The sequence below is a fragment of the Kineothrix sp. MB12-C1 genome (assembly GCF_030863805.1).
GTDB lineage: Bacteria > Bacillota > Clostridia > Lachnospirales > Lachnospiraceae > Kineothrix.
The window spans coordinates 2,519,440-2,531,535 of the sequence record NZ_CP132957.1 but is presented as its reverse complement, the minus strand read 5'-3'; the positions used below and the strand labels follow the sequence as shown (position 1 = coordinate 2,531,535).

General features: G+C 41.4%; 9 protein-coding genes. All 9 read right to left on the bottom strand.

All coding sequences use genetic code 11. The features are described 5' to 3' along the window. Complete coding sequence (gene hrcA, locus RBB56_RS11810; protein WP_306719157.1) at positions 1-1,032, bottom strand: heat-inducible transcriptional repressor HrcA; 1,032 nt, start codon at positions 1,030-1,032, stop codon at positions 1-3. A 185-nt stretch (positions 1,033-1,217) separates the two neighbouring features. Further along, positions 1,218-1,649: a DUF6465 family protein gene (locus tag RBB56_RS11805; RefSeq protein WP_306719156.1), complete on the bottom strand. Its 432-nt coding sequence runs from the start codon at positions 1,647-1,649 to the stop codon at positions 1,218-1,220. A gap of 160 nt (positions 1,650-1,809) precedes the next feature. Then, positions 1,810-2,631: an undecaprenyl-diphosphate phosphatase gene (locus RBB56_RS11800; RefSeq protein WP_306719155.1), complete on the bottom strand. Its 822-nt coding sequence runs from the start codon at positions 2,629-2,631 to the stop codon at positions 1,810-1,812. A 351-nt stretch (positions 2,632-2,982) separates the two neighbouring features. Next, the gene (locus tag RBB56_RS11795; protein WP_306719154.1) at positions 2,983-3,828 is read right to left on the bottom strand and encodes a patatin-like phospholipase family protein; all 846 of its coding nucleotides are present in this window, start codon (positions 3,826-3,828) and stop codon (positions 2,983-2,985) included. Positions 3,829-3,876: 48 nt separating this feature from the next. Beyond that, positions 3,877-5,064 carry a pyridoxal phosphate-dependent aminotransferase gene (locus RBB56_RS11790; protein ID WP_306719153.1) on the bottom strand — a complete coding sequence of 396 codons (1,188 nt, stop codon included), beginning with the start codon at positions 5,062-5,064 and terminating at the stop codon, positions 3,877-3,879. A 261-nt stretch (positions 5,065-5,325) separates the two neighbouring features. Beyond that, positions 5,326-7,638: a GH1 family beta-glucosidase gene (locus RBB56_RS11785; protein WP_306719152.1), complete on the bottom strand. Its 2,313-nt coding sequence runs from the start codon at positions 7,636-7,638 to the stop codon at positions 5,326-5,328. Between the two features lie 55 nt (positions 7,639-7,693). Then, a complete protein-coding gene (locus tag RBB56_RS11780; protein ID WP_306719151.1) occupies positions 7,694-9,886 on the bottom strand; it encodes a methyl-accepting chemotaxis protein in 2,193 nt (730 codons plus the stop codon). A 9-nt stretch (positions 9,887-9,895) separates the two neighbouring features. After that, positions 9,896-11,029 (bottom strand): SGNH/GDSL hydrolase family protein, encoded by a 1,134-nt coding sequence (locus RBB56_RS11775; RefSeq protein WP_306719150.1) that lies wholly within the window; start codon positions 11,027-11,029, stop codon positions 9,896-9,898. Beyond that, entirely contained in the window at positions 11,019-12,080 is a 1,062-nt protein-coding gene (locus RBB56_RS11770; protein ID WP_306719149.1) for an electron transporter RnfD, read from the bottom strand. Before RBB56_RS11770 ends, RBB56_RS11775 begins: the two co-directional genes overlap by 11 nt. Positions 12,081-12,096: the final 16 nt, after the last annotated feature.

The following is a 12,096-nucleotide window of genomic DNA, read 5'->3' as shown; positions in this document are numbered from 1 at the left end:
CTATTCCCGCTTTTTATATAGATCATCCAATTGATGCATAAGCATTTTAAGCGTGCCTACTACCTTATCGTAATCCATGCGCTTAGGGCCAATAATACCAATGGTTCCTCTCATTCCTTCCTCCAATTCATAGGTTGCCGTTACAACACTGCAATCCTTCATGGACTGTATCGGCGTCTCATCTCCAATATAAATCTGAATGCCGGTGCTATCTTCGTCCGCAAGCCTTCCTTCTATCAATTCTCCAAGAAGTTTCTTTTCCTCAAAAGCATTGATCAATTCACTTGCCTTGCGATTATCCGCAAGCTCGGGATAACGGAAAATATTATTCGCACCGCTAGTATATATCTCCAAGTCTTCATCAGCCTTAATCGCTTCGGCTATCGCATCAATAATCTCTCCAACGATCGTGCTGTGTATGCCAGCCTGCTGTTTCATCGATGCTATCATGCCTAAATTAATTTCTTCCAGCGCTAACCCATTCAAATGAGTGTTCAATAAAATATTCAACTTCAGTAGAATCTCATCGTCTAACTCTTCTTCTATATTCAGGATATCATTCTTAATGACATTGCCCTCCACAACCGTAACTATCAGAAGCTGATGGCAATCTACCCGGGATAACTGTATGAACTTCAACTTATTCCGATGGTATTGAGGTGCGGATATCATAGTGGCATAGTTCGTATTCTGAGCTAAGACCTTCGCGACTTGCTTTAGCAAGTGATCCATCTTATCTTCTTTCTCTAACAAGAGTTCTTTAAGTTCCTCAACTTCCCGTTCCTTCTCCTCCATCATCTGATCCACATATAAGCGATATCCTTTATCGGAAGGAATTCTTCCTGCAGAAGTATGAGGTTGAACAATGTAACCCAACTCTTCCAAATCCGCCATTTCATTTCTTATGGTCGCCGAACTCAGATTCAAATCTGTATATTTGGAAATGGTTCTGCTTCCTACCGGTTCTCCGGTCTCGAGATAGTTGCGGATAATGGCCTGCATTATTTTTATTTTTCTTTCATCTAACTGCAATTCATCATCCTCCTATCTTTTTATTAGCACTCATTAGATGGGAGTGCTAATATCTTCTTACCATAAAATATCACTTACTATATATAATGTCAACAGATAACCCGGAAAATAATTATAAAAAAAATATGAACAGAATATTCTGCTCATATTTTCTCTTAAAATATCAATTACTATTACTACATTAATTAAATAAAGAAGCTTCCTGCAATATCCTCATTAAATACATAATATGCAACACTCTCTTCCGGCTTAACATAAAGTTCCAGAGATTTATACGCTTCCTCATCCTTATGTAAATCATACTTCCAAACGTCCTCTGCGATTTTGGTTAAGTCTTCTATACTGTATGACTTACCACTAAACTGCAGATTCACCGTTGGCTTTACCGGTGTTTTTTTCCTGGGTGTCTTTATCGTCTTCTCTGTTGCCTTCGTTGCAGCCTTCGTCTCCTTTTTCGCCGGAGCTTTTTTTACTGCTGCTTTTGCAGTTGTCTTCGTGGTCGTCTTCCTTGCTGTCGTTTTTGTTTCTTTTCCGGATACTTTCTCAGCACCTGAACTATTTGCCGTGGTTTCCACCGCGTCCGTCTTCACAGTTGATGTTTTCTTCACTTCTGCCATAGGTTTTCTCCTTTCGCACATGCCCCACTCCTCATAAAAAGCATATCTCAATTACACTGTCTTGTCAACTCTTCAATGCGATAGCGTGCTATAACGATACAGAAACGCAATTTTGACTTTGCATTGGCTTTCTGTGAATAGTAACCAGAGATTATCTACATTAGAACATGAAGTATAGCAACACAAGAATGCCCAGAACAATTCGATACCAACCGAATACCTTAAAGTCATGTTTCCTTATATAACCCATCAGGAATCTTATTACAATAACCGAAACAATAAACGCCACTACCATTCCTACCGCCAGAATCGTCCATTCTGCTGCACTGAATGCCAGGCCGAACTTAAGGAGCTTCAAGAGACTTGCACCGAACATAACAGGAATTGCAAGGAAAAATGTAAACTCTGCAGCTACCGTTCTGGATACTCCAAGAAGCAGGGCACCGATAATAGTAGCTCCTGAACGAGAAGTTCCGGGGAATATCGCAGCAATCAACTGCCAGATCCCAATAATAACTGCCGCTTTATAAGTAAGCTGGGAAACATCCGTAATCTTAGGAGCTTTATTCTCCTTGGCATTGCGATTCTCAATGATAATAAATAAGATACCGAATACAATAAGCGCAATGGCAACACAAGTATAATTATAGAAAAGTGCATTGAACAAATCATCGAATAAAATTCCTACGATAGCCGCCGGTAAACAGGCAACTATTATCTTAAACCAAAGCGTGAAAATATCCTTCTTAATAAAAGGCTTCCCTTTCAAATCAAAGGGAAATATCTTGTTCCAAAACAAAAGAACTACCGCGAGAATAGCTCCCAACTGTACTACTACAAGAAACATCTCCCAAAATTCAGCAGATACGTCCAACGTGACGAATTCATTCAATAAAATCATATGTCCTGTACTGCTGATTGGCAGCCACTCCGTAATACCTTCCACAATACCGAAAAGTATCGCCTTTAAAATCTCTATCATCCTTAAACCTCCTTGGAAGACGCATAATCCAATCTCGTCTCCCCTTATTATTATGATGTTGGGGCTGATATCTACGGGTTACTGCGCACTTTGTGCTCTCGAAATTCTAAAACACATGACCTTTTACCCCTGATATCATATTATAATATATAACGAAATCTATTCTTTTATTTCTCCATGTATTCATGAAACAAATCAAGTAACTATTCAGCAGGTCTGCGCATCTGCTGCGCTGACCGTAAGAATACTTAGGAAAGCAAGTGAAAATCCCATCACCGAAGGTGATTTTAATGGATTTTCACAAAGCAATCTTTGCTTTTGTAACTGTGAGGGTACTGAACAGTTACAAAATCAGGACAAATACTCCAAAAGTTCCACATAACGGCTTTCTGCGTCCCTATAACCTTCTTCATATAAAGCTTCCAACTTCTTTCTGTCCTTCTCCACCCTTCCTACTTCACTCACCTTTTTAGGTCGGATAACGAAGGCCTTACCCTCTTCTTCTTGCTGTGCCAAGAAGTCCAAAGTCTCATTGTACTCCTTGTGCCTTTCTTTCATCCGTTCATATATCTTCGGATACTTAATATAGCGCATTTTTACAAAGGAAAGACTGGAAGAAGGTTCTCTATGATATCCGTCCTCTTTCGTCATTATAACGATATTTTTCTCGTTCCCATCCTGTATTGACCTTTTAATCGGAATGGAATCCGCAATTCCCCCATCCAGATATAGCTCATCTCCGATCTTCACATTGCGCGATACGAGCGGCATGGAGCTGGACGCACGTACTGCAATAATATCTCTGTGCATATCCTTAAGCTGTATGTACTCTGCTTGTCCGGTTCGGATATTCGTCACAACAGTATATGCTTTTCCCTCATATTGATTGAAAGCGTCATAATCATAAGGATCCAGATAATTCGGAATTAAATCATAGCACATATCCACCCCGAATAGATCTCCAGTCGTGAGCAGACTATATGGGCTACAATACTTCTTGTGTTCCAGATAGTTTACCGCGATGCGGTAAGCACGTTTCTTCTGCTTCGACAAATAACTGCACATATGACAGGAACCTGCCGATACTCCATAACAAGAGGAGAATTCTATTTCCTTATCGAGAAAAAAATCCAAGACACCGGCAGTATAAACTCCTTTCATACCGCCGCCTTCTAAAATAAGACCAGCTTGATACATTTCGGTATTTCCTTTCTTTCATAACTTTATATAATATCTGTCTCTATATCATCTGTATTCCGTTTCGACAAATCTCCTCAGTGCAGGGAGCGACCGTTTTACCTTTTCGGTGTCCATACAGTAGGCCATGCGGAAATAGCCGGGACAGCCAAAGCTATCTCCCGGAACGAGAATCAGGTCGTAGTTTTTAGCTTTTTGGCAGAAAACTTTCGCATCCTCTTCCAATGCCTTGGGAAAGATGTAGAAAGTCCCACCCGGCTTTATACAGGCGAGTCCAAGGCTGATAAGTTCCTCATAAAGAAGATTCATATTCGTCTCATATACAGATAGTTCAGAGGTGTCATACAGCACCTGCGCTACCGCGAGCTGCACGATGGAAGATGGACAGTTATGCCCGATCCCTCTGGAAATCTGACCGCACATATTTATGATGGTCTCAGCATCCGAGCAAGCTGGATTAACCGCTATATATCCAATTCTCTCACCAGGTATCGACAACGATTTGGAATAAGAATAGCAACTAATCGTATTATCATACACTTTGGAAACGTAAGTATTCTCAACGCCTGCAAATATAATTTCCCTGTAAGGTTCATCGGAAATCAAATAAATATCGTGCCCGTATTCTTCAGACTTCTCCCTCATAATTAAAGCTAGCTTCTCTAGTGTTTCTCTCGTGTATACGACGCCGGAAGGGTTGTTGGGTGTGTTGATAAGCACCGCCATTACCTTATCCGTTAACATCTCTTCAAAACATTCAAAATTAACCTGAAACGCCTCTGTATTGGGAGGAACTACTTTCAGCACCGCACCGCTTAGATCCACATAAGGATGATATTCGGGGAAGAACGGAGCAAAGGTAAGCACTTCATCTCCCGGCACTGTTACACAGCGAACCGCATGAGCCAGGGCTCCCGCAGCGCCTGACGTCATAAATATATGTTTAAAAGTATATTTCATGCCAAATCTTTTGTTCAAAGAATGTGCTACCGCCTCTTTCACCGAAGGGATTCCAAGACTGGGGCTGTATCCATGTATCTCCATAGGATCGCATTGCTCCAACAAATCTACCATTGCCTTCTTAAATTTCTCCGGCGTCGGTACCGAAGGGTTGCCGAGGCTGTAATCGAAGACATTTTCATATCCGATTTCCTTTCCCCTTACCGCCGCATATTCTGACAGCTCCCGAATTACGGATTTAGCACCTAGCATATCTTTATATTTTGCTGCAATCATTTATCGGCATTCTCCTTTCAAACCTTGTGTCAAATTTATACTCTATAGCGATTTTTACTTTTACTTTGATTATTTTATCACAGATTTTCTTATTGCGGTATTATTATCTTTATATATCCGCGCTCGTAGCTGCGCATTGTTTGCCTGAAAGGCTTTTATCCTATAGGATAATTGCTTTTATACTTTAATGTAACAAGGTCTTTCTTATAGAATAAAAACAAGGTCACCACAAAAACAGTGACCTTATCTTCTCATTATATTTTATATTATTTTCACCGCCGAAGCGATTAACTGCATCTTTCCGTGGAGCTCAATCAAACCGAAGTCAGCGGGGAGCACGAAGTGATCGCCTTTCTTTATAAACTGCCCATTAATAAGCCCGTCCCCTTCGATAACACTCATGTTCATAAAGGGATAGTCCTGACTCAAAGTAAAGTCCTTCGCTACCTCCAGCTTCCAGACCGTATAATATTCGTTAGAAACGAGAACGTTCATAGAGTTGGCATTTAAACCAAGAGTATTTTCTACATCCTTATTGATATCATTAGAAGGAACGGTAATCACATCCATACTCTTATCAAGGTGAAGCTTTCTCGGCTTTCCATTCACCATTCTGCCATAATCATAAAGCCTATATGTGATATCGCTGCTTTGCTGCGTCTCCAATATCATAAGGCCGCCTTTAATCGCGTGCACAGTTCCCGGATCGATTTGGATGAAATCACCCCTGCGCACAGGAATCTCACGTATAAATTTTTCCCATTCGCCCTTTTCAATCATTTGTGCCATCTGTTCCTTCGTTTCCGCGTTGTGTCCGATAACCAATCTGGCATCTTCATCACAATCCATCACATACCAACATTCCGTCTTTCCGAGACTCCCTCCCTCGTGCATACCGGCATATTTATCATCAGGATGAACCTGAATGCTCAAATCCTCTTTTGCATCTATCATTTTTACTAAAAGGGGGAAATTTTCCGCATCATAATTCCCGAACAGTCCGGGAAGTTTTCTCCATAATTCGGAAAGCTTTTTCCCTTTGTAAAAGCCTTCTTTTACTTCACAGTCTCCGTGAGGATGGGCGCTGATTCCCCAGCACTCCCCTACATCCCGTGATGTAGTATCGTATTCAAACTCGGTCTTTAAGCGTTCGCCGCCCCAGACCATCTTTTTAAAAATAGGATTCAAAAATAATATTTGTCTCATCAGCTTATTGATACTGAGTTCCTTTCCATTTGTCTCCATGACCCTCTGATACCAAAAAGCAGAATCCTTTACAGTTCGCTTCTGTGTCTCAAAATCCACATGAACAATGCCGAAACGTTCCGTATATCCTTTATCCCATTCAAAATTATCAAGAAACGTCCAGAGGAAATACCCTTTCACATCTACACCATCGTCGCTCGCCTTCTGAAGTTCGGACAAATACATATCCAAAAAATGAATTCTATTAGGGTCATGCACCCGGCCATCCAGAGAAACCACATCATGACAAGACATGCCGTTTTCCGTAATATACATCGGATGTTCATATCTTTCATAGAGAAACCTGACTCCCCAATAGATGGCTTCCGGTGTTACCGGCCAACCTGCTGCAGTTTTTTCATAGCCCGGTTTTCTACTCTCAAATACCGGCTTCCCATCTGCATCTGCGCTTACCATGTACCCATTATATATGTTTTGTCCCATAAAATCCAGTGGCTGTGATATTAATTTCATATCCTCTTGCGTTATCTCAGGCAGGTATTCCTTATACTTTTCTACCCCTTCTTCCGGGTAGTGTCCCAAAAATACCGGATCAGAAAACCATGACACATTCCACGTCCATTTCTCTACAGGGTTAAAGAATCCAAACAATGCTTTTTTAGCCGCCTCAATATCCTCTTTACTGTCAGTTGCAGGATACGCCATGCTACAAGTAGGTGCATATCCCACTTTCACAAGCTGTTTAGCATATTTGCGTAAGTTAATTACTGCCTTTCCATGAGCCTTCAGCACATTATGAGCTATTTGAAAGACATCTTTAATCGGCAGCTTAAGGCCCGGCGCGTGCTCTCCCGAAAGGTTCCCCAATCCCACAAAGCATTGCGGCTCATTAAATGTAATGAAATATTTGCATAAATCAGAAAAATTCTCCGACACAACTCTGGCATATTCCGCAAACCAGTCTACACTCTCAGCATTTAGCCATCCCCCCTTATCCTGCAAAGCTTGAGGAAATTCCCAATGATACAATGTAATATACGGTTCTATGTTGTTCTTTCTCATCTCCTGAACCATATCCCGATACAGGGCAATTGCTTTCTCATTAACCCTTCCTGTCCCTTCCGGCAAGATTCGTGCCCAATTCAAGGAAAAGCGATATGCCTTTACTCCCATAAGGCGCATCAGCGCATAATCCTTTTTGTATCTGTGAATATGGTCACAAGCCACCTCGGCACTGTGTCCGTCTGCGGTTTTTCCTGCTTCCGCAAAAGTATCCCATATGATTTTCCCGCATTCATCTTCTTTATCTCTTCCTTCTATCTGATAGGCGCTGCTGGCAACACCCCAAACAAAATCATCACAAAACATTTCTGCTCTCCGTTTCTATCCTGCAGCTTTCAAGCTTTATGTATGGCTAATATCACTATATGATAAATCTCCCGATAGATCGGTCTAACGCATCCGCTTCTGTTTTCAATAGTTCTACATCCCTTGCTAAATTGAAAACGGTACTAACTTGGTCATCTAAAGTAGCGGTAACCTCTTCGGTAGCAACTGCCGATTGCTCTGAAACAACGGAAATACTGCGAATAGACTCCTGTACCTGTTCCTTTTCCATGTTGATTTCCCGTATGCTGTCAGCAATATTTTTAAGGCCATTCACAAGGCTTTCCACACAGCCGTGTATTTCACCGAATACCTGTATCGTCTCTTCCAGAGACGCTGCCTGTGCGAAAATAATCATCTCCGCTTCCTTTGCCGATTGTGTCGTTCTTGTGGTTGTTTCCCCGATATTTCCAACAATATCCCGAATACTTTTGCCCGCTTCCATAGACTCATCGGCAAGCTTCCTAATTTCTTCCGCAACAACAGCGAACCCACGTCCGCTCTCCCCTGCCCTTGCTGCTTCTATGGATGCATTCAAAGACAACAGATTTGTCTGTCTGGCAATACTGTTAATGGTATCGATAAAGCCTTCAATCTGCGCAGAACGTTTCTGGACATTGTCTATATTTTCTACTAGAACTTTCGTAATGGCTACTGTTGTCTCCGATTTCCTGTTCAGTTCGTCCACAATGATTCTGCCTTGCTCTACCACATCGGTTGTCCGGTCTGCAATATTGGTCATATCGCCGGCTCTTTCATAGACTTCATCTATCTTTACTGCAAAATCCGTCATTTTATCGTTACCGTTATCCGCTTCCTTTGCCTGTGTCTGCACTCCTTCCGCCATTTCATCTACCGCGGTGGAAATTTCCTTTATAGATGTATGAATGATTTCCGATTTGGTGGCTGCCCCGTCCGCCATTTCCTTTACTTTATTTCCAAAGTTCTGCATATCTCTCATAAGCGTCCGCATACTTTCACACATATCACTCAGACCTTGTGCAAGAAGGCTGAATTCATCTTTTCTTTTTATCGCAAATTTCTGCGTCAAATCTCCCTTGGCAACTTCATTCAAGCCATTTGTCATTACTTTTACAGACTTACTCATGCCTGTTGCAATTCTGCTTCCAATTACAAACGCAATAATACACGCAAGAAGTACCAGCATAACACATAAGGTGCGTATAAAACTTACTTCCCTTACGATATTATCCTGAGGAATCAATCCGCAAAGCATGATACCCGTTTTGCCAACCGGAGCATGTACATACAGATAAGTGCCTCCATTATATGTAACATAACTGCTGCCGGTTTCCTCCGTTTCCTTGCTTTGTGCATAGAAGCTTTTATCCGTGAATACAGCTCTTTTATCTTCTGGATCTACCGCTTTTTCTTCACTCTGCTGTATACGTACAATTTCACGGCCATCCGGCGCAATCAATGCCTTGATGCTGTTCTCTCCAAAATCCATTTCATTGAGCATCTCTTCTATTGCCTCAGTCGTAATATCCAATACCAAATATGTATTCGCTTTTAAGAATTTCTGAAAAAATGCAAGACCATATCTATCTTCGGGAATAAATAACCTCTCATCCAAAAATGAGTGATATCCAAACCATCCGTTTTTACGTGTGGCAAATTCCTGAAAGTATTTACCCTCCGGCGACTCCATAAATCCTTTATAAACGTCGTCTCCCATACTTCCCGATATGGACGTAAGGTAAGTTCCATCTTCCGGAATAATAGAATAACTATACAAATATTGTACGCTGGACTTCACCTGAAGAAGATTCTTCTTCGCATTACGCCAATATTCCATGGCCTTACTGTCATTCTGCTTATAATAAACTTCATAATATGCGGACATATCATTCCCAGCTACTATTTCAAGAGCTTTTGAAGATACGTTGCTCGTCAATAAGTCACAATACATACTCATGGCCGATATCGTACTTACAGAGGAATCTTCCACCTTCTCCATGATAATATTAGAAGCAGCTTTATAAGATACAAAGCCTAACACTATAATCAATACAATAGGAACAAAAAATGCCTTGATTAAAGTTCCCATTATACTAGTATTTGTCAATGCTTTAAACGTGAACTTAATTCGGAAATTTTCCTTTGATCCCTTTACCGTTTCATTATTCTCAATATTTATAACATTTTTGATTTTCCCCATTAATTCTTGGAATTTACTATAAATTTTCTTTTCGTCTCCTGCCCTCATGGCATCCTCCTATCGTGAACCAATCACTGATACAAGGTAAAACGGAACCGCTAAATCTTCATAGCTTTCCACAATAGTGATTTCTACCGTATGTACAGTATCTTCCATATGTTCCGCAACTGTATCAATGTATAGGCAATCGCCCCAGTCCTCGTCAAAGTTTCCGTCAATCAAAATAGATTTCTCTATATTTCCGTCAACGGTAACACGAGCTACCGGTGCTGGCTTATATATAGTTTTTCGATATTGAACAGCAATACCCGTGCCTTCAATTTCGAATATTATTCTATTATTTATACAGCTCGCAGTCCAACCCCCTTGAAAAATATGTGAACTTCTTCCATCTTTTCCCGTATCTGCTGTAAATCCATTGCATTTCGGAACACAATTATTATTCCGGTAACGAAAAGAATGCTCATAGCCGTTTCCCGTCAAAGGCTCCGGCATTTCGCCTTTGTTAAACAACAACTCATATTTACTGCGCTCCGCATATGCTTCCTCAAGAAATCGTATAACAGTTTCTGCCACCAGCTTATGTCCCACATCGTTCGGGTGTAAATCATCCGGCGTGATGCTGCGTACCGGAATATCTCCTGACGCAACCTTTGGAAAAACAGCCTCTCTCATGCTAATACACGGAAGTCCGTAAGCTTTTCCGATTCTTGAATGCTCCTCCTGTGCATTTATTCCGTTGTCATAGCGGACATTATGAAGCAATACTATGGCTGGATGACAAACACTTGCATAAATATTGCGTATAAGGCCTTCATAAGTTTCGGCAAAGCGACTGTTGTTCTCATCGTTCACACTGAATTCCACAATGACAAAATCAGGGCTATGGCAGAGCAGATCGTCATGCACTCTTGCCACTCCAAACTGAGAGGTAGTTCCTCCTATTCCAGCATTAACATATGCAAACTCTGCTTCAGGAAATCTATCTTTCCACCAACTATATACAAGGTACGCATAGCAGGAAGACGAAGACGAGGATAAAGAACCCTGCGTTATGGAACCGCCTATAAATCCAATCACAAGCTTTTCACCGTTTTTCGCTCGTTCCATATTTCTTTTCAGCCTATATAGGTTACCCCTGTTTATTACACCTCTCCCCATAGCCGTATTACATTTTTCTTCATGCGTCATATTCTTCCTTCCACACACTTTCTCCAAGAGACTTTATAAACATCACCAGTTCCTCTGACATCCTCTCCGCCTCAGGAATTCGGATATGTCCCGGCGTACCGCATCCGTTATTCATATAGCGGAAATGATATATACGGGAATCCTGCAGTTCCTCGCACACTTGTTCAATGGCACGGTCCCAATTTTGATGATGATTTAAAATGGTGGTTTTCAGTATGATTGCTGCCTGTGGGTATATTTTTCTTAATCTTCCCACAAAAATCTTGTACCGTTTCCGCCAATGTATACTTTTTTCACTCTCGTAATCCTCTGCCATATAATCTTCCGGATGGTTGTCATTTTGTCCGATAGCCACTATGACAAGGTGAGGCCTGTACTTTGCGAAATTCCACCGCTTTACCGGTCCTAGTTCCGGATGATACCTTATCTTGTCATACATTTCTTCCATTCCTATATAACCGGGCTCCGAAAACCATCCTGTACCGTTAAGGAGTGCAATACCACCTTGGGCAATATTATGTATCTGCGCATCTAGCTTCCGCGCAGTCATCCACGCATAGGAATAGTAGCTGTTAGAATACTCCCCGTTATGTTCCGGGTCTTCTTTTCCTGTGTATTCCACAGCTTCAGAAACTTCTCCTGCCGAAACGCTGTCGCCATACACTTCTATCTTTCGTTCCGGCACAGGTTCCGAAGGCTGTATGGAAGCACCATCTTCCACCTCTACCCCATGAAATTTAAATATATGGCAGGAGTCCTGCCTCTTAAAAATCAAAACATCATGAAGCTTATCTTCCAGATTTTCCGCCAGGGTAAGCACCACTTCCTTTTCTTCCTCCGGAAGTATTACCTTCCCCTGCCTGCCGTCTATCACGAATCCTAACGAATTTTCCCAGTACGCTCTTTTATTGCTTACGATAATGCGTATGAAGCTGCCGCTTACCTTCAGCATGATGCTGCTGGCTGGATATACAAATACAGGTTCATTCCTTTCTTCAAAATCAATTCTTCCGCTGTATGTAAATTTATCGTTATCCGGTCTTAGAATCATATGTCATTTACTTCCT

Excerpts from the sequence above, each read along its gene's own strand:
- RBB56_RS11790 (WP_306719153.1), bottom strand. The coding sequence starts at position 5,064 with ATGATTGCAGCAAAATATAAAGATATGCTAGGTGCTAAATCCGTAATT.
- RBB56_RS11795 (WP_306719154.1), bottom strand. The coding sequence starts at position 3,828 with ATGTATCAAGCTGGTCTTATTTTAGAAGGCGGCGGTATGAAAGGAGTT.
- RBB56_RS11800 (WP_306719155.1), bottom strand. The coding sequence starts at position 2,631 with ATGATAGAGATTTTAAAGGCGATACTTTTCGGTATTGTGGAAGGTATT.
- RBB56_RS11805 (WP_306719156.1), bottom strand. The coding sequence starts at position 1,649 with ATGGCAGAAGTGAAGAAAACATCAACTGTGAAGACGGACGCGGTGGAA.
- RBB56_RS11770 (WP_306719149.1), bottom strand. The coding sequence starts at position 12,080 with ATGATTCTAAGACCGGATAACGATAAATTTACATACAGCGGAAGAATT.
- RBB56_RS11775 (WP_306719150.1), bottom strand. The coding sequence starts at position 11,029 with ATGACGCATGAAGAAAAATGTAATACGGCTATGGGGAGAGGTGTAATA.
- RBB56_RS11785 (WP_306719152.1), bottom strand. The coding sequence starts at position 7,638 with ATGTTTTGTGATGATTTTGTTTGGGGTGTTGCCAGCAGCGCCTATCAG.
- RBB56_RS11780 (WP_306719151.1), bottom strand. The coding sequence starts at position 9,886 with ATGAGGGCAGGAGACGAAAAGAAAATTTATAGTAAATTCCAAGAATTA.